The organism is Kitasatospora sp. NPDC005856 (genome assembly GCF_040629945.1).
GTDB lineage: Bacteria > Actinomycetota > Actinomycetes > Streptomycetales > Streptomycetaceae > Kitasatospora.
Window position 1 is genome coordinate 1 of sequence record NZ_JBEXWT010000069.1, and the last position, 26396, is coordinate 26396.

The following is a 26396-nucleotide window of genomic DNA, read 5'->3' on the forward strand; positions in this document are numbered from 1 at the left end:
GCGGCGTCGGCGGCGTTGACGGCGGCGGCCAGCGCGCTGGGCGCCGGTGCCGGGGAGGGCGTGGGCGCGGCGGTGGCCGGCCCCGCGGTGGCGGCGATCATGCCGGCCAGCACGGTCAGGGTGGTCGCCGTGGTCAGCAACCTTCCTGCGGAAATCCTGCGTTGCATCGAGGCTCCTCGCATGTGGGGGTCCTCGACCGCGGACGGCTGGGCTGGTGGCGCACCGCGGGGCCGCATTCGGGGGACGGCCGTGCGGGCCGTCCGCGCTCGGGTGCCCGAACCCTCACACGGCGTCATGCCCAGGTCAATGCCTGGTGCGTGCGAGGCGCCCGGTTGGCAAATTCCGTCAAGCCCGCCTGTCCGGCTTCGCGTCAAGCTGGGCTTTTCTTCAAGTGGTTGAGACCACCTCATGTACGGAGCCGGTGGCGATCGAGTACCGTCTCGTCGTCGGAGTCATCGGAGTCGTCGGAAACACCGGAGCCGTCGTCAGTCCCTGCGACCGGCCGAGGACGACGCGCCCGGGGAGGCAGCCGTGCAGCGCAACCGTGTGGCCCCTGCGGTGGCGGTGCCGGCACCGTCGGCCGGCCGGGGGCAGGACGCCTGGCGCGAGTTCGGTGCCCGGCTGCGGCACTGGCGGCGCCGGGCCGGTCTCACCCAGGCGCAGCTCGGCGCCGGGATCGGCTACGACCACACCGCGGTCAGCAAGATCGAGCACGGCGCCCGCCGGGTCACCCCCCGGGTCGCCGACCGGATCGACGACCTCCTCGGTGCGGCCGGTGAGTTGAGCGCGGCCTGCCAGCGCGCCGAGAGTGCCGAACTGTGCGTCCTGGACGTCTTCTCGCCCGCCCTGCTCCGACCCCCGCTGCCGGGCGGGGCGGCGCTCGGCGTGCCGGGCCCGCTCGCGGCCGGCACCCCGCTCCCGGCCGCCGCCCCGCTGCGACTGCCCGACTACGGCCTGCTCTGCCCACTGCACGGCGCCGAGGGCTGTGCGGTCCCCGAGGTCGGAGAACTCGCCGCCCTGCACGCCGAGTTCTGCGCCCCGGAGGGGCTCGCCGATCCGGCCGCCGGGCGCCCGCTGGACGCCGTCACCGCGCACGCCCTGACCGGGCTGCTCGCCGCCCACCTGCGCTCCGGCGAGACCGGCGACCGGCCGGGCCTGGCCGCCGCCGTGGAGCGCACCCTGCGCGCCGTGCTCGCCCGACTGGCCGCCGCCCCCGCCGCGCAGCGCGGTCCGCTGGTCCGCCTGGCCGCCGAGCACGCCCACGCGGCCGGCGCGCTGCGGATGCAGGACGGCCGCAACGCCACCGCGATGGCCTGCTACGACCGCGCCCTCACCTGGGCCGGGCTGGCCGTGGACCAGGCCACCCAGGTCGGCACGCTCAGCGACATGAGCATCCTGGCCCGGCTGGACGGCGACCCGGTCGCCGCGCTCGGCTACGCCCGCGAGATCGAACGGGTCGCCCCGGACCGGCACTGGGCCGGCGCGATGGGCCGGATCAGCCGGGCCCGGGCGCACGCGCTCACCGGCGACGTGCGGGCGACCGTCCGGCAGATCGGGCTGGCGCGGGCGCACCTGGACCACATCGGCGCGCAGGACGAGGTCGACGTGCCCTGGCTCTCGATCGCCTCGATGCGGATGCGGGTCGAGTCCGCCGCGGCCGCCGCGCTGCGCGACCTCGCCGCGGCCACCGACGACCCCCGGCTGGCCCGCCGCGCACTGGACGCCACCGAGACCGCCCTCGGCCTGCTGGGTCCGGACCAACTGCCCTCCAGCCGACTGCTCTTCATCGTCCGGGCGGCCGACTGCCACGTCTGCGCCCACGACCCGGCGACGGCCGTCGAGCTGCTCGGCCCCGCCCTCGAGGCGACCGGCGTGACCGCGCTGCCCGCGCTGGTCGAGTACGAGCTGCGCGGTCTGCGCGACCGTCTCGCGGCGCACGCGCCCCGTGCCGCACACCGGTTGGCGGAGCCGGCCCGCTCCTGATCGGACGACCCTCGCCGGGAGCCGCGGCGAAGGCCGCCCGATTGGCCGGATCGGCAGCCGCGCGGGGCAGCGCAGAGGGGGCGCACAACGGCGCCCGAAATGCCTGCATTGCCGCCTGCACGCGCCCTCATCTCCGACATCTACTCGAAAATGCGCCCCCTTCGCGCCGTTCAGACGTCAACTTCGTGCGCGTATAGTCCGCCGATCGGGTCATTCGTCGAGTTAACACGTCGAATGACTGTCACGACGGGCGCATGCCGCTTAGAGTCTCTGACGTTTCCAGTCGTTAGTTCGCGAAGAACGGGGGGCGCGTGCTGTCAGCCATTGCCCGCCGGCTCGCCCATCCGCTTCTGCTCCTGGGCGTGCTGTGCACGGCCGTCGCGTCCCTGCGTTTCCACTGGGCGCCGGACCGGGTCTCACCGCTCTTCCTGATCGCCGTCCTCGGATATCTGGCCGTCCTGGAACGGGTGATCCCTTACCGGACCGACTGGCATCCGAGCCGACGTGAACTCGGCTGGTACAGCCTCTACTTCGTGCTGAGCATGGTCGGCGGAGCACTGGCTCAGGGGCTGGTGACGACGTTGGTGGAGGTGCTCGGCCCGGCCCACCCGGTGCTGCCGTTCGCGGTGGAGATCCCACTCGCGCTGCTGGTCGGCTCGCTCGGCGACTACCTCGTGCACCGCTGGTCCCACCGCAACCGGTGGCTCTGGCGGCTGCACGGGGTGCACCACGTTCCGGACAAGGTGAACGTCGCGAACAACGGCGTGAATCATTTCCTGGACGTGTTCGTCGCGCAGTCCGTGGTCCAACTGTCGCTGGCGCTGATCGGATTCTCGCCGGATTCAGTGTTCGTGGTCGGAATATTCGTCCTGGCTCAGGGGTATTTCGTCCACGCCAACATCGAAGTCCGCATCGGCCCGCTCGGCCACGTCCTGGCCGGGCCGGAACTCCACCGCCTGCACCACAGCACCGACCTCGCCGAAGCCGGCCACTACGCCTCCGACCTCTCGCTCTGGGACCACGTGTTCGGGAGCTTCACCTGGCGGCCCGGCAGAGTGCCGAAGGCCGTCGGCCTCACCGACCCGGCCGCGTTCCCCACCACCGGGGAGCTCGGCGCCACTCTGCTGCACCCCTGGCGCCGGGCGAAGACCACCGAGCAGTCCGTCTGAGCCCGGCCCGAGAGGCCATTCCCACTTCCGTGTCCCCGCGTCACGCCATCACCCCCGGATTGGATCATGACCTCCTCGCCCTTCGCCGTGCCCCGCGAACGCATCGCGATCACCGGTATCGGCTGCCGCCTGCCGGGACACGCCAACGACCACCGGTCCTACTGGAGCAACCTGATCGAGGGCCGGGACTGTCTCACCGAGACGCCCGCCGACCGCTACGACACCGGCACCCTGGGCAGCAGGGACCGGGCCAAGCCGGGGCGGCTGATCGGTGGCCGGGGTGGCTACATCGACGGCTTCGACACCTTCGACCCGGACTTCTTCGGCATCAGCCCGCGCGAGGCCGAACACATGGACCCGCAGCAGCGCAAGCTCCTCGAGGTCAGCTGGGAGGCCCTGGAGGACGGCGGCCTGCGCCCCGGCGAGCTGGCCGGCCGCGAGGTCGGCGTCTACATGGGCGCCTTCACCCTCGACTGGAAGATCCTCCAGTTCGCCGACCTCGACTTCGGCACCATCGCGGCGCACACCGCCACCGGCACCATGATGACGATGGTCTCCAACCGGATCTCGCACTGCTTCGACTTCCGCGGGCCCAGCGTCTCGATCGACACCGCGTGCAGCTCCTCGCTGGTCGCGGTCCACCTCGCCTGCCAGAGCCTGCTCCGCGGCGAGACCGAACTCGCCCTGGCCGGCGGGGCGTTGCTGCACATGGCGCCGCAGTACACGATCGCCGAGACCAAGGGCGGCTTCCTCTCCGCGGACGGCCGCTCGCGCGCCTTCGACGCCTCCGCGGACGGCTACGTCCGGGCCGAGGGCGTCGGCGTGGTCGTGCTCAAGCGGCTCTCCGACGCGCTGCGCGACGGCGATCCGGTGCACGCCGTCATCCTCGGCACCGGCGTCAACCAGGACGGGCGCACCAACGGCATCACCGTCCCCAGCGCGGACGCCCAGGTCACCCTGATCGAGCGGGTCTGTGCCGAGGCCGGGGTGGTGCCCGGCAGCCTCCAGTACGTGGAGGCGCACGGCACCTCCACCCCGGTCGGCGACCCGATCGAGGCCGCCGCCCTCGGCCGGGTGCTCGGCATCGGCCGCCGCGCCGGGGACCGCTGCTACGTCGGCTCGGTCAAGACCAACATCGGGCACACCGAGGCGGCGGCCGGTGTCGCCGGGCTGATCAAGACCGCGCTCGCGATCAAGCACCGCCGCATCCCGCCGCACCTCAACCTGGAGCGGCCCAACCCCGGCATCGACCTGGACGCGCTGCCGTTCGAGATCCCGACCGCCGCGGTGGAGTGGCCCGAGCACCAGGGGCCGGCCCGCGCGGGCGTCAACTCCTTCGGCTTCGGCGGCACCAACGCCCACGTGCTGCTGGAGGAGCCGCCGCTGCCCGCGCCCGCCGCACCGGTCGCCGAGCCGGCCCGCACCGTGCTGCCGCTGAGCACCAAGGACACCGCCGGACTGCCCGAACTGGCCGCCGCCGTACGGCGGGAGCTCGCCGACGGGACGCCGCTGGCAGACCTCGGCCACACCCTGGCGCACCGCCGCCAGCACCTGCCCGAGCGGCTCGGGGTGGTCTACTCCACCCGGGAGGACCTGGACGAGGCACTGGCCGCGTGCGAGCGCGGTGAGCAGCACCCGAGGGTGGTCCAGGGCCGCGCCCGGGAGCGTCGGCAGCGCCGGCTGGCCTGGGTGTTCACCGGCATGGGCCCGCAGTGGTGGGGCATGGGCCGAGGGCTGTACGAGCACGAGCCGGTCTACCGCGAGGCCGTGCAGGCCGTCGACCAGGAGATCCGCGCCCAGGCCGGATGGTCGCTGCTGACCGAGCTGGCCCGGGACGAGGCGGACTCCAAGATGGCCGAGACCTGGCTCGCCCAGCCCGCCAACTTCGCCGTCCAGGTGGGGCTTTCGGCGCTCTGGCGGAGCCACGGCCTGCGCCCCGACGCGGTGGTCGGCCACAGCACCGGCGAGGTCGCCGCCTTCCACGAGGCCGGGGTGTACGACCTGGCCGACGCCGTCCGGGTGGTGCTCGCCCGCAGCCGCCTCCAGCAGCGACTGGCCGGCACCGGCACCATGCTCGCGGTCGGCCTGCCGGAGGCCGAGGCCGAGCGCCGCATCCGCCCGTACCGCTCCCGGATCTCGCTCGGCGCGATCAACAGTCCCTCCGCGGTGACCCTGGCCGGGGACGCCGAGGCACTGGCCGAGCTGGCCGAGGAACTGCGGCAGCAGGGCGTATTCGCCCGCCTGCTGGACGTCGAGGTCCCGTACCACAGCGTGCGGATGGACCCGATCCGGGACGAGCTGGTGGCCGCGCTCGCCGTCATCAAGCCCCAGGAGGCGCGGCTGCCGCTCTACCTGACCGCCCGCGAGGAGCTCGCCCGCGGACCGGAGCTGGACGGCGAGTACTGGTGGCAGAACGTCCGCAACCCGGTGCGCTTCCGGGCCGCCGTCGAGCGGATGGCCGAGGACGGCCACGGACTGTTCCTGGAGATCGGCCCGCACCCGGTGCTCGGCCACGCGATCCGCGAGTGCGCGGAGCAGGCACACGTCCTGCCGTCGATCCGCCGGCAGCAGGACGAGCCCGAGCGCCTCGCCCGGAGCCTCGCCGAACTGCACACCCTCGGCGTCGAGTTCAGCTGGGACGCGCTGCACCCGGCAGGCCGCCCGGTGCCGCTGCCGGCCTACCCGTGGCGGCGCGACCGGTACTGGGTGGAGCCCGAGCCGGTCGCGCAGGTCCGGCTCGGCCGACTGGACCACCCGCTGCTCGGCCGCCGCACCGCGAGCGCCCAACCCGGCTGGACCGGCGCGCTCGACCCCGAGCGGCTGCCCTACCTGACCGACCATCGGATCGAGGGCCAGGCCGTCTTCCCGGCCGCCGGGTACCTCGAGATGGCCGCCCAGGCCGTCCGCACCCTGACCGGCGGCACCGAGGTGACGCTGGCCGAGATCGAACTGAACCGGGCGCTGTTCCTCTCCGAGACCGAGCCCGTCCCCGTCCAGCTCACCTACGCCACCGAGGACGCCCGCTTCACCATCGCCTCCACCCCCGCCGGCGGCGAGCCGAGCGTGCACGCCGGCGGCCGGGTCCGCACCGGCCAGCGCCGCGGCCACGGGCCCGCGCTGGACGCGGACGCCCTCCGCGCGCGGGGGCGGCACCTCGACGGCCCGGACTGCTACCGGCGGCTGGCCGAGCGCGGCTACGACTACGGGCCCGCCTTCCAGGTCATCGCCGAGGTGTGGACCGGCCCCGGCGAGGCGCTCGCGCGGATCCGGCCGACCGCCCGGCTCGGCCCGGACGCGGCCGACCACCACCTGCACCCGGTGCTGCTGGACGGCTGCTTCCAGGCCCTGCTCACCACCCAGCTGGAGGCGCCCGAGGGCGGCAGCGTCCGGCTCCCCGTCTCGATCGCCGAGGTCCGCCTCGACGAGATCGGCGACCGCCCGCTGTGGGTGCACGCCACCGTCACCCGGGACAGCGGCGAGGAACTCGTCGGCGACCTCGCGCTCTACACCGAGGACGGCGCCCCGGTCGGCAAGGTCACCGGCTTCCGGGTCGCCGACATCGCCCAGGCCCCGGCCTCCGTCGGGCTGGCCACCATCGACGGCTGGCTCACCGAGGTCGACTGGGTGCCGGCCGCCGAACCGGCCCTCGACGAGACCCCGGGCGACCTCCTGCTCTTCGCCGACGAGAGCGGGCTCGCCGAGCGGCTGGCCGCCCTGGCCACCGGGCGCGGCGCCCGCTGCCACCTGGTCCGGCCCGGCACCGAGTACCGGCACGGCGAGGGACACTCCACCGTGAGGCCCGACTCCGCCGAGGACGTCCGGCGCCTGTTCGCCGACCTCGACCCAGGCTTCACCGCCGTCGTCCACCTCTGGAACCTCGACCAGCCCGCCCTGGCCGCCACCACCGCCGACCGGCTCGCCCCGCTCGCGACCCTCGGCGCCTACTCCCTGATCACCCTCGCCCAGGCCCTGCCCGACGCCCGCCCGGACGGCAGGCTGCACATCGTCACCCGGGGCACCCAGCCCGCCGCCCCCGGCGACCGGGTCGAACCGCTCGGCGCCCCCGCCTGGGGCATCGGCCGGGTGCTGTGGCAGCAGGAACTGGTCGCCCAGCGCGGCACCCTGATCGACCTCGACCCGGCCTCCGCCGCCGCCGACCAGGCCGAGGCGCTGCTCGCCGAACTCGCCGCCCGGGACGAGCAGGAGATCGCCCTGCGGGCCGGCGCCCGGCTCACCAGCCGGCTGCGGCAGGCCGAGGGCCTCACCCGCCCGCTGCCGCCCGTCCTGCGCCCCGACGGCAGCTACCTGGTCACCGGGGCCTTCGGCGCCCTCGGCCGGCTGCTCTGCCGCACCCTCGTCCGGCGCGGCGCCCGGCGGCTGATCCTGGTCGGCCGCACCGCCCTGCCGGAGCGCTCCGAGTGGGCGTACGCCCACCCGGACACCCCGGTCGGCGAGCGGATCGCCTTCCTGCGCGAGCTCCAGGCGCTCGGCGCCGAACCGCTGCTCGCCTCGGTGGACGTCACCGACGAGGCCGCCCTCGCCGACTGGCTCGCCGACTACCGGCAGCGCCAACTCCCGCCGATCCGAGGCGTGTTCCACCTCGCCGGACAGGTCAAGGACACCCTGCTGGCCCAGATGGACCGGTCGGCCTTCGACGCCGGCTACGCCCCCAAGGTGATCGGCGGCCACCTGCTGCACAGGCTGCTGCGGGACGAACCGCTCGACCACTTCGTGCTGTTCGCCTCCGTCGCCTCGCTGCTCACCACCGCCGGGCAGACCAACTACGCGGCCGGCAACGCCTTCCTGGACGCCCTGGCCCACCACCGCCGGGCCGAGGGGCTGCCCGGGCTCAGCCTGGACTGGGGCCCCTGGGCCACCGGCATGATCGAGGAGCTGGGCCTGGTCGCCCACTACCGCGACGCCCGGGGCATGAGCTCGCTTCCGCCGGACGCCGGTACGGCCGTCCTGGAACGCGTCCTCGGCCAGGACCGCGCCCAGCTGCTGGTCGCCACCGTGGTCGACTGGCCGACCTTCCTGGCCTGGTACCCGGCGCCGCCGCCGCTGGTCGCCGACCTCGCGGCGAACGCCGCCGAGCAGGCCCCGGCCGAGACCGGCGGCTTCCTGGACGCCTACCGCCCGGCTGACCCGCAGGCCCGCCGGGAGCTGGTCGTCGAGCGGTTCACCGCCGCCGCCGCGGCCGTGCTGCGGATCGGCGCCGAACGGATCGACACCGGGACCAGGCTCGGCGCGCACGGCCTGGACTCGCTGCTCGCGATGGAGCTGCGCGCCCGGGTGCACGGCGAACTGGGCGTCGCCCTGCCGGTGGTGGCCCTGCTCAGCAACGGCACCGTCGGCGACCTGGTCGACCTGCTCACCGACGGCCTGGCCGAGCGGCTCGCCGCCGACGGCGGCCCCGCCGAGGCCGAGGTCGAGCTGTACACCGACGAGTCCCGCTTCCCGCTCACCCACAACCAGCAGGCGCTCTGGTTCCTGCGCCTGCTGCACCCGGACGGCTTCGCGTACAACATCGGCGGCGCCGTCGAGGTCCGCGCGGAGATCGACCCGGAGCTGATGTTCGGGGCCTTCCGCCACCTGGTGGCCCGGCACCCCGAGCTGCGCGCCGCCTTCACCGCCGAGGAGGGCCGCCCGGTCCAGCGCATCCGCGAGGAGGTCGAGGTCGACACCGGGCTGTTCGACGTGGAGGGCCGGCCGTGGGAGGAGATCCACGACCTGATCGTCCACGAGTACCGGCGGCCGTACGACCTCGCCGGGGACCCGCTGGTGCGGCTGAGGCTGTTCCGGCGCGGGCCGGACCGCTGGGTGCTGATGAAGGCCGTCCACCACATCGTCTCGGACGCGATCTCCACCTTCACCTTCATCGAGGAGCTGTTCGAGGTCTACGAGGCGCTGCGCCAGGGCCGCACCCCGGAACTGCCCCCGGTGCCCGCCCGCTACCTGGACTTCCTCAACCGCCAGAACCGCTTCCTGGCCGGGCCCGAGGCGCGCCGGATGCTCGACTACTGGCGCGGCCACCTGCCGGCCGAGATGCCGGTGCTGGCGCTGCCCACCGACAAGCCGCGCCCGGCCGTGCAGACCCACAACGGCGCCTCCGAGTTCTTCCAGCTGGACGCCGAACTCACCGCCCGGGTGCACGAACTGGCCCGCGCCCACGGTGCCACCCCGTTCATGGTGCTGCTCAGCGCCTACTACCTGCTGCTGCACCGCTGGTCCGGGCAGCCGGACATCGTGGTCGGCAGCCCCGTCACCGGCCGCACCCAGGAGGAGTTCGCCTCCGTCTACGGCTACTTCGTCAACCCGCTGCCGCTGCACGTGAGCCTGGCCGGGGAGCCGACCGTGGCCGAGCTGCTGGCCCGGGTGCGGGAGAGCGTGCTCGGCGGGCTGGACAACCAGGAGTACCCCTTCCCGCTGCTGGTCGAGCAGTTGGGGCTCCAGCACGACCCGAGCCGCTCCGCGGTGTTCCAGGCGATGTTCATCCTGCTCACCCACAAGGTCGCCGTGGAGCGCTTCGGATACCGCCTGGAGTACATCGAACTCCCGGAGGAGGAAGGCCAGTTCGACCTCACGCTGTCCGCCTACGAGGACCGTTCGGACGGCTGCTTCCACTGCGTCTTCAAGTACAACTCGGACCTCTTCGAGCCCGCCACCGTCCAGCGGCTGGCCGCGCACTACCGCAACCTGCTGGACGCCATGACCCGCGCCGCCGAGGACCGGCCGGTCGACCGGCTGCGGATGCTGGGCGAGGCCGAACGGCGGGAGATCCTCACCGGGTTCAGCGGCGCCGACCGCCGGATCGAGCACGACACCCCGGTCCCGGAGCTGATCGCCAAGGCCGCCGCCGAGCGGCCCGAGGCCGTCGCGGTGGTCGCGCCCAGCCGGGACGGCGTCCGCCGGCTGACCTACGGCGAGCTCGACCGGCAGTCCGAGCGAACGGCTGTACGGCTGCGTGAACTCGGCGTCGGCGAGGGCTCGGTGGTCGCGGTCTGCCTGGACAAGTCGCCCGAGCTGATCACCACCCTGCTCGGGATCTGGCGGGCCGGCGCCGCCTACCTCCCGCTGGACCCCGGGCACCCGGCCGACCGGCTCGCCCACCAGGTGTCCGACGCCGGAGCGGCGCTGGTGGTGGTCGACCAGCGGCGCCCGCTCGCGGCCGACCTGCCCGCCAGGCCGGTCACCCTGGAGGAGCTGGACCGGCCCGTGCTGGGCGGCGCCGTACCGCTGCCCGCCGCCGACCCGGACCGGGCCGCCTATCTGATCCACACCTCGGGCTCCACCGGCCGCCCCAAGGGCGTCCGGGTCGACCACCGCAACCTGGCCGCCGTCACGGCCGGCTGGCGCGCCGAGTACCGGCTGGACACCGAGGTCCGGGTGCACCTCCAGATGGCCGGCACCGCCTTCGACGTCTTCTCCGGGGACTTCGCCCGGGCGCTCAGCACCGGCGGCACCCTCGTCCTGGTCGACCGCGAGCTGCTCTTCGACACCGCCCGGCTGTACCGGGTGATGCGCGAGGAGGCCGTGGACGGCGGTGAGTTCGTGCCCGCCGTGGCCCGCGCGCTGCTGGCCCACTGCGAGCGCGAGGGCCTGACGCTGGACTTCCTGCGGCTGCTGATCGTCGGCTCCGACTCCTGGAAGGCCGCCGAGCACCAGCGGGTGCGCGCCCTGTGCGGCCCGCGGACCCGGCTGGTCAACTCCTACGGGCTGACCGAGGCCAGCGTCGACAGCACCTACTACGAGGGCGCGACCGAGCAGCTGGAACCCGGCCGGATGGTGCCGATCGGCCGGCCGTTCCCGAACAGCGCGGTATACGTTCTGGACCCGTACGGCGAGCCCGTCCCGGTGGGCGTGCCCGGCGAGCTGTGGATCGGCGGCGCGGGCGTCGCGGCCGGCTACCCCAACGACCCGGAGCAGACCGCCCGGCGCTTCGTCACCCTGGAGCTCGACGGCGAGCCCGTGCGGCTCTACCGCACCGGCGACCTCGGCCACTGGGACACCGCCGGCACCCTGCACCTGCTCGGCCGGATCGACAACCAGGTCAAGGTCCGCGGCCACCGGATCGAGCTGGGCGAGATCGAGGCCCACCTCACCGCCCGCCCGGAACTCGCCCAGGCCTGCGTGGCGGTGCGCCAGGACGCCCGGGGCGAGGCCGTCCTCGCCGCCTACGTGGTGCCCGCCGAGGGCACCGTGCTGGACCGCCGCGAACTGCGCCGCCACCTGGCCGAGCACCTGCCCACCGTGATGATCCCCTCCTACCTCACCGAGCTGCCCGCCCTGCCGCTCACCCCGAACGGCAAGGTGGACCTGGTGGCCCTGCCCGAACCGAAGGCGGACACCGCCGGAGCCCAGCACGAACCACCCGTCACGCTCTACGAGACGAGGGTCGCCGAGCACTGGCAGAACCTGCTCGGTCTGGACGAAGTCGGCCTCCAGCACGACTTCTTCGAGCTCGGCGGCAGCTCGATCCGGCTCATCGAGCTGATCCACCACCTCCAGAGCGAGTTCAACATCAGCATCCCGGTCGGCCTGCTGTTCAAGGTCACCACCCTGCACGGCATGGCCCGCACCATCGAGCAGATCATCACCGGCGAGGTGGCCGGCGGCGAGCCCTACCTCTGGTTCAACGCCGAGGTGCCCGAGGACCGCACGGTCTTCTGCTTCCCGCCGGCCGGCGGCCACGGGCTGGTCTACCGGCAGCTCGCCGCGCACCTGCCGGAGCACCGGATCGCCTCCTTCAACTACCTGACCGGCGACGACAAGACCGCCCGCTACGCGGACCTGGTCGAGGAACTGCATGTCGGCGGACCGTACGTCCTGCTCGGCTACTCGCTCGGCGGCAACCTCGCCTTCGAGGTGGCCAAGGAACTGGAGCGGCGCGGACGCAGGGTGGCCTCGGTGGTGCTGGTGGACGCCTACCGGGTCACCGAGGCCTTCGACCTCGGCGAGGAGCACCTGGCCGTCTTCGAACGCGAACTCCACGAGCACCTGCACCGCCACACCGGCTCGCGGATCGTCGCCCGGGAAACCCTCGAACAGGCCAGGGACTACCTGGAGTTCAGCAGTCGCACGCCCAACACCGGCACCGTCGGAGCCCAGTTGGACGTGGTCTGCGAGGGCGACCGGCTCTCCGTGCACGTCGGCGGCGAACCGGGCTCCTGGCACGGCGCCTCCACCATGGGCACCGCGGTGTACGTCGGGCACGGCGCCCACGCCGAGATGCTCGACGGGGACTTCGCCGCCGGCAACGCCGAACTGGTGGGCGCCATCCTGGCCGGAGGAACCGCCGATGTCCGCGGCTGACCGCGGACCGGACTGGTCCACCAGGGAACGGGCCGACGGCGGCCCGCCCCGGGTGATCGTGATCGGGGCCGGCCTGGCCGGCCTCGCCACCGGCTGCTACGCGCAGATGAGCGGCCTGGAGACCAGGATCTTCGAGAAGCACGTGCTGCCCGGCGGCTGCTGCACCGCGTGGTCCCGGCACGGCTACCTGTTCGACTACTGCATCGACTGGCTGATCGGCACCGCCGAGGGCACCGGAGCGCACCAGGTCTGGAGCGAACTCGGCGCCCTGGACGGCAAGTCGGTGACCCTCTTCGACACCTTCAACCGGGTGGTCGACGAGCACGGCCGGGCCGTCACCTTCTACGGCGACCCGGACCGGCTGGAGGCCCACCTGCTGGCCCTCGCCCCCGGTGACGCCAAGCCGATCCGGGCCTTCTGCCGGGACCTGCGCCGCTACGCCGCGATCGAGCTGCCCTGGGACATCACCCCGCCGCCGCTGCGCACCACGGCGGAACGGCTGCGCACCCTGCGCACCGTCCTGCCCGCGTTCCGGCTGTTCTGGCGCACCGCGACCACCCCGATGAGCGGCTTCGCCGAGCGGTTCCAGGACCCGCTGCTGCGGCGGGCCTTCCCCAACATGTTCCTCCAGGAGCCCGAGGGCTTCCCGCTGCTGCCGTACCTGTACACCCTGGCGGCCGCCCACAACGGCAACGCGGGCTTCCCGGAGGGCGGCTCGCTCGGGCTGGCCCGCTCGGTGGAGGAGCGCTACACCTCGCTCGGCGGGGTGATCGGCTACCGCTGCCGGGTCGAGCGCATCCTGATCGAGGACGGGCGTGCGATCGGGGTGGAACTCAAGGACGGCTCGCGGCACTTCGCCGACCACGTGGTGGCCGCCTGCGACGGCCCGACGGTGCTGGACCGGCTGCTGGAGGGCCGCTACTCCAGCCCCGCCACCGAGAAACTGTACGGCGAACTGCTCGACAAGCCGGGCAACCTGTACCCGGCGGTGGTCTCCGCCTTCGTCGGCATCGACGGCCCGCTGCCGGAGGGCGAGCCGCACAGCACCACCTATCTGCTGCCGCCCGGGGACGGCGAGCGGCTGCCCGGCTCGCTCCAGAACAGCCTGGTGGTGCAGCTGCGGTCCTCCTACGCCGACGGCTTCGCACCGCCGGGCAAGTCGGTGCTGCACTGCACCTACTTCAGCGACTACCGCTCGTGGAAGGACCTGCGGAGCAGCGACCGTCGGGCCTACCGGGCGCGCAAGCAGGAAGTCGCCGTGTTCGTCCGGGAGTTCCTGGAGCGGACGTACCCCGAGCTGGCCCGGCGGATCGAACTCGTCGACGTGGCCTCGCCGGTGACCACCGAGCGGTTCACCGGCAACACCTACGGCAGCATCCTCGCCTGGCAGGCCTTCTCCGAGGCCGAGGACGCCGCCAACCGGCTGGTCAACCGGGACCGGATGCGGCTGCCCGGGCTGAGCGGCTTCTCCATGGCGGGCCAGTGGACCTCGCTCGGCGGACTGATCCGGGCCGCCACCAGCGGACGGTTCGCCGCGCAGTACCTCTGCCGGGAGCTCGGCCGGCCGTTCCGGGCCTGGCCGAGCGACAACCGGGAACCCTGGCACGCGGGCAAGTGGGGCCGCCTGCCTCAACTGGGCCGGGCCACCGTGGGAGCGCCCGAAGTGGGAGTGGCGGAGTGAGCGGGACGACGACCGGCGGCCGGCAGAGCATGGTCATCATCGGCGGAGGGCTCGGCGGCCTGTCCACCGGCTGCTACGCGCAGATGAACGGCTACCGCACCCGGATCGTGGAGATGCACGAGATCCCCGGCGGCTGCTGCACCGGCTGGGACCGCGGTGAGTTCACCTTCGACTGCTGCGTCAGCTGGCTGCTGGGCAGCGGCCCGGGCAACGAGATGCACCAGATCTGGCTCGAACTCGGCGCGCTGCAGGGCAAGCGGATGCGCAACTTCGACGTCTTCAACGTGGTGCGCACCCGGGACGGCCGGGCGGTCTACTTCTACTCCGACCCCGACCGGCTGGAGGCCCACCTGCTGGAGCTGGCCCCGGAGGACGCCCGGCAGATCCGGCAGTTCTGCTCCGGGCTGCGCAAGTTCCGTCTGGCGCTGGCCCGTTACCCCTTCCTCAAGCCGGTCGGGCTGATGGGTCGGTGGGAGCGGACGCGGATGCTCGCCTCCTTCCTGCCCTACTTCAACGTGATCCGGCGCTCGATCACGGTGCTGATGAGCGACTACTCGGCGAAGTTCAGGAGCCCGCTGCTGCGCGAGGCCTTCAACTTCATCCTGTACGAGAAGCACCCCAACTTCCCGGTGCTGCCCAACTACTTCCAACTCGCCTGCCACGCCGGTCAGTCGGCCGGGGTGCCGGAGGGCGGTTCGCTGGGGCTGGCCAACTCGATCGAGCAGCGCTACCGGCGGCTGGGCGGCGACATCACGTACAACACCAAGGTGACCGAGATCCTCATCGAGGACCACCGGGCGGTGGGGGTGCGGCTGAGCGACGGCCAGGAGGTGCGGGCCGACATCGTGGTGGCCGCCTGCGACGGCCGGACCACCATGATGGACCTGCTCAAGGGCCGCTACCTGAGCGACACCTACCGCCGGCTGTACACCCAGACCATCGCCGAGCCGGGCATGGTCTTCCCCGGTTACGTGACCGTCTTCCTCGGGCTGCGCCGACCCTTCCCGGCCGGGGACCCGTGCACCACCTACCTGCTGGAGGACGAGGTCGCCGAGCGGCTCACCGGCATCCGGCACCCGAGTATCAACGTCCAGTTCCGCAGCCGCCACTACCCGGAGCTGTCGCCCGCCGACACCACCGTCGTGTACGCCAGCTACTTCTGCGACATCGAGCCCTGGCGGGAGCTGAGCACCGGGCCGGAGCAGGAGCCCCGGGTGCGGCGCGGCGAGGAACTGCACACCCTGCCGGTCGGCCGGGGGCGGGAGTACCAGCGGGAGAAGCGGCGGGTGCGCGACGCCATCGTGGAGTTCCTGGACGGCCACCATCCCGGGCTGCGGGACGCGGTGTCGGTCAAGGACGTCTCCACCCCGCTCACCCAGGTCCGCTACACCGGCAACTACAACGGGACGGTGCTGGGCTGGCAGCCCTTCGTGGAGAGCGGCGAGACCCTGGAGGAGGAGATCAAGCGCAACGGCCCGGGGCTGCCCGGCCTGGCGAACTTCTACCTCTCCGGCGTCTGGGCGACCACCGGCGGGCTGATCCGGGCGGCGGCGGCCGGCCGACACGTCGTCCAGTTCGTCTGCCGGGACGACGGCAAGCCCTTCACCGCCGAGGTGGACGACAGCGCACCGCTGCCCACCCTGCTCATCGAGCCGGTCGGCCCCGCCGACCGCCAGTTTGGAGTCACCTCGTGAGAATCGAGAAGTGGGTCGTCGGGGAGCACGTGGACGGCGTGCCGGACGTCGGGCGGATGTACCGGAAGGTCGTGGAGGACCTGGACGTCCGGCTCGCCGCCGACGAGATGCTGCTGCGCACCCGGTACGTCTCGGTCGACCCGTACCTCCAGGGCATCGCGCTGGACACCCCGATCGGCGACCACATGGGCGCGGACTCGATCATGGAGGTCCTGGACGCCGGGCCGGCCGCGCGCTTCGCGGCGGGGGACCTGGTCCAGGGCTTCGGCGGCTGGCGCAGCCACCTGGTCAGCAACGGTGCGCCCCGGCTCTGGCAGACCGGCACCTTCCCGATGGTCTTCCCGGCATTCCGCCGGCTGGACCCGGCCGACTACGACGAGGACCTGCCGCTCTCCACCGCGCTCGGCATCCTGGGCGGGCCCGGGATGACGGCCTGGGGAACCGTCGAGAAGTTCCTCGACGTGCGCCCCGGGTCGACGGTGCTGGTCGGCGGCGCCTCCGGTGCGGTCGGCTCGCTGGTCGGGCAGCTGGCCAAGCACCGGGGCGCACGGGTGATCGGCACCACGGCCTCGCCGGAGAAGACGGCGCGGCTGTGGGAGCTGGGCTTCGACGGGGTGGTGCTGTACCGCGACGGCGACGCACCGGAGCGGCTGGAGAAGGAGCTCGCCGAGTTGGCGCCGGGCGGCATCGACCGCTACTTCGACAGCCTCGGCGGGACGCTGACCGACGTGGTCTTCGGCATGCTCGCGGTGGAGAGCCGGGTGGCCGTCTGCTGGCAGTGGGGGAGCCAGGTCGGAGGCGACTGGGCCGGGCCCCGGCTGCTGCCGATGATCATGTTCCCGCGCACCACGATCCGCGGCATCTTCTCGCTGGAATGGTTCACCGAGGACAACTGGGCCGCGCTGCGGCGGGACGTCGGGGCGCTGGTGCGCAGCGGCGAGCTGACGTACCAGGAGACCGTGCACCGGGGGTTCGACAGCATCCCGGTGGCCTACCGCGGCCTCTACCTGGACCGGTCCGCGAGCAAGGGGAAGGTGCTGGTCGAACTCTGAGCACGACCGTCGCACGACGCTCGCGGGCCCTTCGGCGGATGTGCCGGAGGGCCCGCGAACGCGGTCGGCCCGGGGCGGTCAGGCCATGATGCCGGCCGCGCGCAGGCGGCGGGCCACCGCCTCCCAGTCGGGGGCGACGGGCTCGGTGCGACGGGTGCCGACGCCCAGGTCCTTGAAGCCGCTGGAGGTCGACACGCAGACCACCGGGCCCTCGGAGAGGTCCGGTTCGCCGAGGCTGCGCAGCCCGGCCAGGCCCGCCGCCGAGGACAGCTCCGCCCAGAGCCCCGCCCGGGCCATCTCGCGCTGGGCGTCCGCGAGTTGGCCATCGCTCAGGGTCAGCGCCCGGCCGCCGCTATCCCGGACGGCGAGCACGCCCCGGTAGCCGCTGACCGGGGAGGAGATCGAGTACGCGTCGCTCGGGCCGACCGTCACGTGGGCGGCCGGCCGGCCCTCGGCGATCGCCCGGGCGAGCGGCCCGGAGGCGGCCGTCTCGCAGGAGTGGATGCGCGGAACGCGGTCGGCCAGGCCCAGTCGGCGCAGTTCGGTGAAGCCCTTCCAGACGCCGAACAGCAGCTCGCCGTAGCCGGTCGGCACGAACACCGCGCTGGGCAGGCCGACGTCCTGGAAGATCTCGTACGCGACGGTCTTGTAGCCCTCGGGGCCGTACGCGTGTCCGGTGTGGGTGGGGGTCAGATTGCTCACCGGGTGCAGGCCCAGCCGGTCGACCGTCAGGCGCAGCAGCGGCCAGCGGTCCTCCCACGGCACCGGGAGCACCACCGCGCCGTAGGCGTTGAGGAAGGCGTCGACGTTCGGCGGCAGGTCCGGGCCGGTGAACACCACGCAGCGCAGCCCGGCGCGGGCGGCGTAGGCGGCGGCCGAGGCGCCGTGGTTGCCGGAGGAGGCGACCGCGAGGCCCGGCGCGCCGACGCCCACGGCCGCGCTGGTGGTGCAGCGGTTCAGCCGGTCCTTGTGGCTCCACGTGGGGTTGCGGGACTCGTCCTTGACGTACACCCCGGGCTCGATCTCCACCATCGCGGTGGCGCCCTCGCCCAGGCCCGGCGCGAGCAGCGGGGGCAGCAGCGGGGCCCAGCGCTCCAGGCCGCCGCGCACCGGGGCGGGGGCGAACAGGCCCGCCGGGTCGGCCTTGTCGTAGGCGTAGTCGACGTCGACGGGGTAGGAGACGTCCTCGGTGCCGGTGCGCGGGCAGCCGGCGGTGAGCGGGGGCCAGAGCGGGTAGTCGAGGGCCGGGTCGCCGAGGGAGCGTTGGCCGGTCGCGAGGGAGTCGTCCGGGGACATGGCAGGAGACTAACCGGGCGGCCGCCGCGCGGTCCGGCGGTTGGCGGGACCGGCGGCGGGAATCCGCTCGGGGGAGTCGTTCCGGGCCGTTCCGGACGGTTCCGAGCCGTTCCGGCTCGTTCAGCCGCCCTGGCGGATCGCGGAGATGTCGAACTCCAGGACGATCTTGTCGCCGACCAGGACGCCGCCGCCCTCCAGCGCCGCGTTCCAGGTGACGCCGTACTCCTTGCGGCTGATGGTGACCGAGCCCTCCAGGCCCACCCGCAGGTTGCCGTACGGGTCGACGGCGTTGCCGGTGTACTCGAAGTCGATGGTGACCGGGCGGGTGGTGTCCTTGATGGTGAGGTCGCCGGTGACCCGGTAGTCGGTCTCGGAGCGCACCTCGACCGCGGTGGAGCGGAAGGTGATGTCGGGGAAGTTCGGCGCGTCCAGGAAGTCGTTGGTGCGCAGGTGCTGGTCGCGCTGCTCCACACCGGTGTCGATGCTCTGGGTCTTGATCACCACCTGGCCGGAGGAGCGGGACGGGTCGCCGCCGTCCAGGTGGGCGGTGCCCTCGAACTCGTGGAAGGCGCCGCGGACCTTGGTCACCATGGCGTGGCGGGCGACGAAGCCGATCCGGGTGTGGGTGGGATCGAGGACGTAGTCGCCGGTGAGCTCGGAGAGTTCGGCGGTCATGGTCGGCATGCCTCCTGGTGCGGGCCCGGTCTCGGTCCGGGGTGGTCGGGCGGTCCCCGGACCACGCTAGGGGCAGTCGTCGTGGGCCGCGCGTCGGGCTGGGCGGAGTGGAGTGACCGGACGCCGGTGCCCCTGGGCAGGGGCACCGGCGGCTCGGGTCAGCGGTGGTTCGGGTCAGCGGTGGTTCGGGAACTGCACCACCTGCTGGTAGGTCGGGCGGTTCTGCCAGGTGGTCTTGACGTCCGTCACGCCGCCCAGCGGGCGCTGGATGATCGTGTCGGCGCACCACTGGTCGCCGGCCGCGCAGTCCGCGTCACCCGGGTAGACCTGGGCCAGGGTCTGGGTGGCTGCCTGCTTCAGGGTGTTCAGCAGGACGGTCCGGCAGGCTGCGAGGTCGCCCCCGCCGCAGAACGGGCGGGCGAGCGGGCCGGCCACCTGGTCGCCGAGGACGGCGCGCAGGTCCTTGTCCAGGTAGCTCCACCAGCCGTACTGGAAGGCCGAACCCTTGTGCGGGATGGCCTCGTTGGCGCTCACCGGGCCGCCGGCGGGGCCGGTCTGCCCGCCCGAGGGGGACTCGTTGATCTGGAGGGCGCCGGTCAGCGCGCCGAACAGCGGGTCACCGAGGCCGGGCCGCATGATCCCGTCGGCGACCAGCGGCCACCAGGCGTCCATCACCCGGATCGCGGTGGCGTCCGCGTAGCCGTGGCTGCCCGGTGAAGTCTCCTTCCGCTGGGCGCCGTTGGCGAGCCAGGCCTCCAGCTGCTGCAGGGCGGTGAGGGTGGTCTGGTCGGTGACGGGCGCGCTGCGCAGCACGCGGATCAGGTCGGGCAGCACGTCCTCGGTCCGCAGGTCGGCCAGGGCGGCGCTCTCCATGGCCTGGGTGAGCGAGACCCGGCTCGCCTTGCCGCCGTTCCTGAGCAGGGACTTGACCCGGTCGTCCAGCAGGTTGCCGCGGTGCACCGAGCCGTTGCCGAAGCCGGCCGAGGTGTAGCCGTCGGCCTGCTTGTTGTTCCAGGAGACGTAGTAGTCCTGGTTGACGGACTGCGGGTGCTCGGCCGCCGGGGTGTACCGGGCGGTGTTGGCGGCCGGGTCGAAGTCGGCCCACTCGTAGGCGGGTTGGGCCTGGACGGGCAGCCCCGGATCCACCCCGGGGGCGCGGACCGGATTGCTGCCGGAGTTGTAGTACGCGATGTCGCGCGAGTCGGCGTAGAACCAGTTGAAGGTGTAGTTGATGTCCTGCGCGGCCTGCTGGAAGCCCGCCGCGTCGCGCACCGCGCCGGGGTCGTTCAACTCCTGGAAACCGATGATGGAGTCGGCCTCGTGCCGGTAGGTGGAGCGCAGCGAGGTGAAGGCGACGGGGGCGCCGCCGACGGTGCCGCGGGCGCTCACCAGGCCGTACCTGGAGCGGTACATCACCAGGGTGTAGGAGCCGGCCGGGGTGGAGTCGGCGGTGGTCGGGTTCCAGGCGTTCTTGCGTTCCAGTCGGTCGAAGGGCAGGCACTGGCCGTGCCAGAGGTAGGAATCGGCGGCGGTGGTGACCGGGGAGCCGTCGGTGGTGCAGAGCGGGACGGCGTAGGTGTCGGTGATGTCCTGGCCGGCGGAGGTCGCGCTCCAGGCGTAGTCCTGGCCGCGGCCGAGCTGCACGTAGAAGCTCAGGCCGGCGAAGGCGGCGCCGCGGGCGCTGATCCCCGGGCCCTGGATCTCCTCCAGCATCAGCAGCTGCGGGGCGAAATAGCCGGTTTGCGGGCCGAACACGGCGACCGGGTGGCCGTCGTCGGTGTGCGTGCCGGAGACCAGCAGGGCGTTGGACATGCCGTGCTTGGCGGTCAGCAGGTTTCCGGGCAGGACGCCGCCGGCCCCGGTGGTCACGGAGTCGGCCGAGCCGGTGGCGTCGTAGACGACCCGCTCGGGCACCACCGAGCCCGGGTCCGGCAGCGCCGCGCCCTGCGGCCGGTCCGGGACGGTCGCGTACGGGAAGCTCTGCCCGTCGTGCAGGGTCTGGACGGCCTCCGGGTCGTCCGCCTCGCGCAGCGACTTCCAGAGCGCGTCCCCGGCGTCCTTGCCGTACCGGGCCTCGGCGGCAGACTTGACCTGGGCGGAGGACAGTTCGCCTCCTCCGCCGGATCCGAACAGCGCGCCGACCACGGAGGCGAGGGCGACCAGGTCGGTCAGCTTGAACGGCTCGATGGAGCCGGCGTTGGTGATCGGGTCGATGTGGCCGGTGAGGTCGTACTCCCCGGGGAAGGTGCGGGCGTTGTAGGACTCCTTGGCGTACTGGTTGATGCCGTCGAGGTAGGCGGTGGCGTCGGCGAGTGCCTGGGTGGCCCGGCCGCCGCGGGCGGCGATGGCGTCGATCTGCTGCTGCAGCTCCGCCTCGGTGTACGGCGCGGCCTGCCAGAAGGTCTGCTCCAGCTGACGGTTGGCGGCGGCGCCGCCCGCGAAGCCGGACAGCTGGCCGCGGCCGACGTGCCGGAAGAGGTCCATCACCCAGAGCCGGTCCTGGGCGGCGGCGTAGCCCGCGCCGAACTCGGTGCCGTAGCGGGTGGTGCCGCTGATGTGCGGGACGCCGGTGGCCTTGTCCCGCACGATGGTGACGTCCGGGCGCGGGCTGGTGGTGCTGGCGACCTGGTCGGCGGGGACGCCGAAGGAGGCGTCGTTGAAGAAGTCGCGCAGCTTGGCCTCGGTCAGGCCGGGGTAGCCGGAGGCGAGGGCCGCGTAGGGGCCGAGCTGGTCGTCGGTGTGGGCGGGGCGGGTGCCGAAGGCCCGGTTGAGCAGGATGTCGGCGAGGGTGGCGTTGCCGTTCTCGCCGGGCGGCAGGATGTCGGAGCAGCGGCCGCCGCAGTAGTCGTTGGCGGCGGCCGTCGTCGCGGGGGCCGGTGCGGCGTCGGCGGTGGGGGTGGTGGTCAGGGCGGCGGTGACGAGCAGGGCCGAGGCGAGGGCGGCGGCCGGCAGTCGGAGGGAGCGGGGGCGGGGGCGTTGGCGTGAACGCAAGGCGGACTCCTCCGTCGAAGTCTCACGGAAGAGTCGACGGTAGGGGTGCTACTGGCCGGTTGGCTAGTGGCGTGCATGCCATTTCCCTTGCGGGCGAGCGGAGTTGGGGCGGGCCTCGGCGCCACCGGCACCTGCCCCGGCCAGGGGTGGACGGCGCGGGCGGCGTCAGCGGAGGAGCCGTACGCGGCGCGGTGGCCACACGATCAGAACAGCCCGGCCCGCCACCTGCCGGGAGCTGATGGGCCCGTAATCGCGCGAGTCGCGCGAGACGATGCGGTTGTCCCCGAGGACGAAGATGCCGTCCTCGTCGACGGCTGCGACTCGTTTGACCAGCCGGCGCCCGGCTCGTCGCCCGGCCCGGCCGTCGGGCTCGGCCGTGAAGACGATGATCTGCCCGAGCGCGGGGAGCTTCCGTGCCAGGACCGACCTCCGGACGACCAGGAGTCGGTCATTGACCAGCAGTGTCGGCGCCATCGATTCCGTTGCTATGTGAATGAAGTACGTCAACGAGGCCATGGTGACGAGTGCCAGCCCCGATACGGCGAGGTAGGCGATGTCCGTGGCATGCATCGGCCGCTCCCCTGGTAGGCGCCGGAAGGCCGGCCCCGGGTTCCCGTCACGGGGCCGGCCGACGCATCAACCGCTGAACGCGAGCCTGAAGTCCGGGATTCCTCGTAGGTGCTCTCCGATCGTGAGGACGGCAGAGGCTCTCCTCACCCGGTACTTGATGTCCCCCAGCAGCGCGTATCCGCTTTCTCCTGCCGAGAACGGGGACGGGAGGAGCCTTTCGTCGAACCCCTCGGGGGTGACGATGTCCAGTTCCACGTACGAGGCGGGCTCGGAGATGAACCGAGTCAGCTCCAGCGGGAACCAGGCTTCATCGGTCTTGAACGAGTAGTGGACACTTCCCGCGGGCGCGAAATTGACGAACTCCGAGGAGTCCTGCCGTGCGCTGTGGAAGTAGGAACGGAGGAAAAGGTCCTGGCGCCCACCGCTGTGGACGATCACCGCACGCTGGAGCACGAGGCTGCAGGCCACGAACGCATCCGGAGCGGAGACGCTCGGGTGGTCCACCAGAGCCATGAATATGGTGTTGCCGTTGTCGATGTAGTTTTCGTACACGCCCAGGGCTTCGGGCTCCATCTCGATTCCGTGGCGCCCTTGCCAGCGCACGAGGTCGTCGGCGGTCCAGGCCATGGACGCGTTGAACACCTCGGACGCGCGAAGGTTCTTCAGGTACTTCTCCGGGTAGTCGGGCGGGAACGCCGGCCCGGTGGCCTGTTCCACCCGCTCGAAGATGTCGCCGTTCGCCACTCTCACCCGCGCTTCTCTGGGCGCGGGGCCCGCCCATGTGACAACGAGTCCGCCGTCGAAGTACATGGGTGCGTCGCCGCATTTCAGATCGGCGTAGGCCGGTCGCGAGAAGCGGACCATCAGAGCTATCAGAATGAATGCCACGCAGGACATGGCAAAAATAAGCATGAGGCTTCTCCCTTCGGTCGCAGGCCGAATCGCGCGGCAGCTGCGACTGATGGAGTGTCACTTGCGTGAGGATCGCCGGGATGTCATGAATCTGTAGGGAAACCTCCATGCCCCCCTGCCTCGACGCCAGCTTAATCGTCGGCGCCGGGGTGCGCATGCGCACGGTGAGTGATCCGTCACGGCCGTTCCGGCGGGCTGTCGCGATCGCTCGCGGACCATGGCGCTCCGTCACGGTCCGCGGGTCGCCTGGTGCGGGACGGCGCCGCACCTGCCGGGCTCAGTCCGGAGGTGCGGCGCCGGGTCGATGGGGCCGTCGGGTCGGTGGGGCCGTCGGGTCGGTGGGGCCGTCGGGTCGGTGGGGCGGTCGGGTCGGTGGGGCGGTCGGGTCGGTGGGGCGGTCGGCTGGTGGGGCCGTCGGATCAGGGCTTGAGGACCAGGCGGATCGGGTTGCCCTCCTTGTGCTCCAGTGCCTCGACCGCGCGGGCCGCCTCGGCCAGCGGGAAGGTGCCGCTCACCGAGCGGGAGAAGTCGAGCCGGCCGCCGCGGACCAGGTTGACCAGGTCGACGACGTCCTGGCCCTCGGAGCCGTAGTGGCCGCGGATCTGCTGGCGCAGGTAGCTGAGCAGGGTGCCGTTGGTGACGGTCAGCGGCTTGTCGGTGAGGCCGACCAGCACCAGTCGGCCCTGCTCGCCGAGGGTGGCCATGGCCTGCTCGCGCACCGGGGCGACTCCCGCGAAGTCGAAGGCGGCGGACAGCGGGCGACCGCCGGTGGCCTCGCGCAGCCGCTCGGCGAACGCGGGGTCGGCCGGGTCGAGGGCGGCGTCGGCGCCGAAGGCCAGCGCGCGCTCGCGGGCGGCCGGCAGCGGGTCGACGGCGACGATCGGGAAGGCGCCGATGGTCCGCAGCAGTTGGACGCCGTGGGCGCCGAGGCCGCCGACGCCCCAGACGCCGACCGCCTCGGCCGGACGTACGGCGCCGGTGGTGGTGATGGCGGCCCACGGGGTGGAGACCGCGTCGGGGATGAAGCAGGCCTGCTCGAAGGGGAGCGCGTCCGGGATGGGTACCAGGGTGGTGGCGGTGGCGAGCGCGTACTCGGCCCAGCCGCCGTCGTAGTCCACGCCGCGGGTGTGCACGACGCCGTCGCGGGTCTCGCCGGCCTGCAGCAGCACCCGGTCGCCGACGGCCGCGGTGGTCACGCCCTCGCCGAGGGTGTGCACGGTGCCCGCGACCTCGTGGCCGAGGGTGACCTTGTCGCCCTTGAGGAAGAGCGGCTTGAGCATGCCCTCGATCAGGTGGACGTCGGAGAGGCAGACGCCGGCGGCCTCCACCTTGATCAGCACCTCGCCCGGACCGGGCACCGGGACGGCGACCTCCTCCACGGCGAAGGCGCCCTTCGCGACGTCGAGCCGGCCGGCGAGCATCGTGGCGGTCATCGGGACTTCCCTTCTCGCGGGGGCGGCGGGTCAGGGGGAGTGCCCGCCGCTCCGGAAGTTACTTGTTAGTCAACAAGCAAGTTCACCGTAGCATGGTGTTATGTCTACGCACGATGAGGGCCGAACCGGGGGACCCGGGACGCTCCGGGAGGCGCCGGCGCGCCGCACCCAGGCCGAACGGCGGGCCCGCGCCGAGTCCGCGCTGATCGCCGCCGCCGCCCGGCTGATCGCCGAGCACGGCAGCACCGGGGTCACGCTCGCCAGGGTGGGGGAGGAGGCGGGTTTCAGCAGGGGCCTGGCCAGCCACTACTTCGGCTCCAAGGCCGCGCTGCTGGCCCGGCTCCAGGAGGCGGCGCTGGCCGAGGCGATGGCGGCGGCCGCGCCGGAGCGCAGCGGAGCGGGGGCCGTGGACGAGCTGTGCCGGTTCGCGCGCGGCTGCCTGGAGGGCGTGCGCAACCCGACCGACCTGGGGCGGGCCTTCGTGGTGCTCGGAGCGGAGGCGCTCGCCGGGGCCTCGGAGCTGACCGCCGCGGTGGCGGAGCTGGACGCCCGGACCAGGGAGTGGGCGGCCCAGGTGGTCGGGCAGGGACAGCGGGAGGGCGAGCTGCGCCCCGGTGTGGACCCGGGGGCCTTCGCGCTGGCCTTCGTGGGGCTGCTCAAGGGGCTGGTGGTGCAGGCCGCGGCCGCTCCGGCGGCCTTCGACGTGGGCGTGGCGGTCGCCGAGTCCGAGCGGTGGATCCGGCTCGTGCTCACGGCGGACTGAGGGCCCGGCCTGGCATCCGGCCGGGCCGGCCGGGAGAGGGGTGCGGACGGCGCCGTCGCCGCGCGGTGGCCGTGCGGCGACGGGCGGTCGGTCGCCCAGGGGTGGGCCCAGGGCTGGGATCAGGCCCGTCGGGCGGCCGAGCCGCCGCGGGCGGGCGGTGTGATGCGGACCCGCTGGGTGGGGGGCGCCTTCTCCAGGTCGTCCAGCTGGGCGAGGACGGTGGTGCGCAGGTCGTCGTCGTCCTCGAAGTGGTGGTCGTTGAAGAGGGTGTAGCCGGACCACATCAGGTTGGCGCAGACCCGGGGCGGGACCTTGCCCGTCGCGGCGCCCATGCCGACCAGGGCGACGGACCGGATGGAGCCGGGCTGCAGCCGGTTCTGGCGGTGGACGGCCTGGAACGCGGCGGCGCAGGCCAGGGCCACGTTCAAGGTCTCGCTGACGTTCTGCGAGGAGGTCCGCATGGTCGGGGCCGATATCAGGAACGCGGGGTTGACGGCGCCGGAGGGCACGCAGACCGCGCTGCCGACCGGGAGGCTGCCGGCGTGCTGCTCGCGGATCGCCTTCTGGATCCGCAGCTGGATGCCCGCGCCCAGGTGGCGCTTGATCGCCGCGTCCGTGCCGCCGTCCATCCGGCCGCGGGAGTTGGTGGGGGTGACCCAGGCGTCGGCCTTCGCGGTGAGGAGGGAGGCGTGCCGGATCTCGACCCCGGGGACGTCGGCGAAGGCCGCGCGCCAGGACTCCACGACCGTCGCGTTGAGGTCGGTCAGCACCACCTTGAGCGGCGACGGGGTGCGGTCCGTGGTCATGCTGGGCTCCTGTCGGTCGGTCCGGTTCCTCGATGACGCCGACGAAGCTAGCGCCCGGG

14 protein-coding genes are annotated in these 26396 nt (G+C 73.1%); 7 read left to right on the plus strand and 7 right to left on the minus strand.

Features of this window, described 5'->3' with window-relative positions:
* Window positions 1-531 precede the first annotated feature (531 nt).
* The 6 genes from ABZ449_RS30965 to ABZ449_RS30990 all read left to right on the plus strand — a co-directional run bounded on the left by ABZ449_RS30965 (window position 532) and on the right by ABZ449_RS30990 (window position 16891).
* Window positions 532-1983 carry a helix-turn-helix transcriptional regulator gene (locus ABZ449_RS30965; RefSeq protein WP_360352787.1) on the plus strand — a complete coding sequence of 484 codons (1452 nt, stop codon included), beginning with the start codon at window positions 532-534 and terminating at the stop codon, window positions 1981-1983.
* Between the two features lie 311 nt (window positions 1984-2294).
* Window positions 2295-3152 carry a sterol desaturase family protein gene (locus ABZ449_RS30970; RefSeq protein WP_360352789.1) on the plus strand — a complete coding sequence of 286 codons (858 nt, stop codon included), beginning with the start codon at window positions 2295-2297 and terminating at the stop codon, window positions 3150-3152.
* Between the two features lie 66 nt (window positions 3153-3218).
* Window positions 3219-12464, plus strand: a complete 9246-nt coding sequence (locus ABZ449_RS30975; RefSeq protein WP_360352791.1) for an amino acid adenylation domain-containing protein — start codon at window positions 3219-3221, stop codon at window positions 12462-12464.
* On the plus strand, window positions 12451-14145 hold the full coding sequence (locus ABZ449_RS30980; protein ID WP_360352793.1) for an NAD(P)/FAD-dependent oxidoreductase: 1695 nt from the start codon (window positions 12451-12453) through the stop codon (window positions 14143-14145). Before ABZ449_RS30975 ends, ABZ449_RS30980 begins: the two co-directional genes overlap by 14 nt.
* Window positions 14146-14174: 29 nt before the next feature.
* Window positions 14175-15839 carry an NAD(P)/FAD-dependent oxidoreductase gene (locus ABZ449_RS30985; protein WP_360352847.1) on the plus strand — a complete coding sequence of 555 codons (1665 nt, stop codon included), beginning with the start codon at window positions 14175-14177 and terminating at the stop codon, window positions 15837-15839.
* Window positions 15836-16891 carry an NADP-dependent oxidoreductase gene (locus tag ABZ449_RS30990; RefSeq protein ID WP_360352795.1) on the plus strand — a complete coding sequence of 352 codons (1056 nt, stop codon included), beginning with the start codon at window positions 15836-15838 and terminating at the stop codon, window positions 16889-16891. Before ABZ449_RS30985 ends, ABZ449_RS30990 begins: the two co-directional genes overlap by 4 nt.
* Before the next feature lie 78 nt (window positions 16892-16969).
* On the opposite strand, the gene ABZ449_RS30995 is transcribed toward ABZ449_RS30990, so the two are convergent.
* The 6 genes from ABZ449_RS30995 to ABZ449_RS31020 all read right to left on the minus strand — a co-directional run bounded on the left by ABZ449_RS30995 (window position 16970) and on the right by ABZ449_RS31020 (window position 24768).
* Window positions 16970-18187 carry a pyridoxal-phosphate dependent enzyme gene (locus ABZ449_RS30995; protein WP_360352797.1) on the minus strand — a complete coding sequence of 406 codons (1218 nt, stop codon included), beginning with the start codon at window positions 18185-18187 and terminating at the stop codon, window positions 16970-16972.
* 120 nt (window positions 18188-18307) lie between these two features.
* A complete protein-coding gene (locus ABZ449_RS31000) occupies window positions 18308-18862 on the minus strand; it encodes a YceI family protein (RefSeq protein WP_360352849.1) in 555 nt (184 codons plus the stop codon).
* A 174-nt stretch (window positions 18863-19036) separates the two neighbouring features.
* On the minus strand, window positions 19037-21769 hold the full coding sequence (locus tag ABZ449_RS31005) for a penicillin acylase family protein (RefSeq protein ID WP_360352851.1): 2733 nt from the start codon (window positions 21767-21769) through the stop codon (window positions 19037-19039).
* A 249-nt stretch (window positions 21770-22018) separates the two neighbouring features.
* On the minus strand, window positions 22019-22423 hold the full coding sequence (locus tag ABZ449_RS31010; RefSeq protein ID WP_360352799.1) for a S26 family signal peptidase: 405 nt from the start codon (window positions 22421-22423) through the stop codon (window positions 22019-22021).
* Window positions 22424-22489: 66 nt separating this feature from the next.
* On the minus strand, window positions 22490-23335 hold the full coding sequence (locus tag ABZ449_RS31015) for a hypothetical protein (protein ID WP_360352801.1): 846 nt from the start codon (window positions 23333-23335) through the stop codon (window positions 22490-22492).
* 419 nt (window positions 23336-23754) lie between these two features.
* Window positions 23755-24768, minus strand: a complete 1014-nt coding sequence (locus tag ABZ449_RS31020; protein WP_360352803.1) for a zinc-binding dehydrogenase — start codon at window positions 24766-24768, stop codon at window positions 23755-23757.
* Window positions 24769-24868: 100 nt separating this feature from the next.
* Here ABZ449_RS31020 and ABZ449_RS31025 point away from each other — a divergent pair, with 100 nt between their 5' ends.
* Entirely contained in the window at window positions 24869-25531 is a 663-nt protein-coding gene (locus ABZ449_RS31025) for a TetR/AcrR family transcriptional regulator (protein WP_360352805.1), read from the plus strand.
* Window positions 25532-25650: 119 nt separating this feature from the next.
* Here the strand turns inward: ABZ449_RS31025 and ABZ449_RS31030 are convergent, their stop codons facing one another.
* On the minus strand, window positions 25651-26337 hold the full coding sequence (locus ABZ449_RS31030) for a macro domain-containing protein (protein WP_360352807.1): 687 nt from the start codon (window positions 26335-26337) through the stop codon (window positions 25651-25653).
* Window positions 26338-26396 lie beyond the last annotated feature (59 nt).

Coding starts and splice junctions, on each gene's coding strand:
- ABZ449_RS31030 (WP_360352807.1), bottom strand. CDS start 26,337: ATGACCACGGACCGCACCCCGTCGCCGCTCAAGGTGGTGCTGACCGAC.
- ABZ449_RS30980 (WP_360352793.1), top strand. CDS start 12,451: ATGTCCGCGGCTGACCGCGGACCGGACTGGTCCACCAGGGAACGGGCC.
- ABZ449_RS31010 (WP_360352799.1), bottom strand. CDS start 22,423: ATGCATGCCACGGACATCGCCTACCTCGCCGTATCGGGGCTGGCACTC.
- ABZ449_RS30995 (WP_360352797.1), bottom strand. CDS start 18,187: ATGTCCCCGGACGACTCCCTCGCGACCGGCCAACGCTCCCTCGGCGAC.
- ABZ449_RS30985 (WP_360352847.1), top strand. CDS start 14,175: ATGGTCATCATCGGCGGAGGGCTCGGCGGCCTGTCCACCGGCTGCTAC.
- ABZ449_RS31015 (WP_360352801.1), bottom strand. CDS start 23,335: ATGCTTATTTTTGCCATGTCCTGCGTGGCATTCATTCTGATAGCTCTG.
- ABZ449_RS30975 (WP_360352791.1), top strand. CDS start 3,219: ATGACCTCCTCGCCCTTCGCCGTGCCCCGCGAACGCATCGCGATCACC.
- ABZ449_RS31020 (WP_360352803.1), bottom strand. CDS start 24,768: ATGACCGCCACGATGCTCGCCGGCCGGCTCGACGTCGCGAAGGGCGCC.
- ABZ449_RS31025 (WP_360352805.1), top strand. CDS start 24,869: ATGTCTACGCACGATGAGGGCCGAACCGGGGGACCCGGGACGCTCCGG.
- ABZ449_RS31000 (WP_360352849.1), bottom strand. CDS start 18,862: ATGACCGCCGAACTCTCCGAGCTCACCGGCGACTACGTCCTCGATCCC.